Annotated in this window: 1 rRNA gene; it reads right to left on the bottom strand. The window is 52.3% G+C overall.

Annotation, left to right across the window (positions count from 1 at the left end):
- A 16S ribosomal RNA gene (locus ABWU86_RS05880) occupies positions 1-222 on the bottom strand; the annotation flags it as partial.

Raw genomic sequence — 222 nt, 5'->3', positions numbered from 1 at the left:
CATCCATTGTAGCACGTGTGTAGCCCAGCTCATAAGGGGCATGATGATTTGACGTCATCCCCACCTTCCTCCGGTTTATCACCGGCAGTCTCACTAGAGTGCCCAACTAAATGCTGGCAACTAATAATAAGGGTTGCGCTCGTTGCGGGACTTAACCCAACATCTCACGACACGAGCTGACGACAACCATGCACCACCTGTCATTCTGTCCCCGAAGGGAAC

Origin of the sequence: Apilactobacillus pseudapinorum (genome assembly GCF_040369555.1) — a bacterium.
Classification (GTDB): domain Bacteria; phylum Bacillota; class Bacilli; order Lactobacillales; family Lactobacillaceae; genus Apilactobacillus.
The sequence above is the reverse complement of the archived record's forward strand: the minus strand, read 5'-3'. Positions and strand labels throughout refer to the sequence as shown.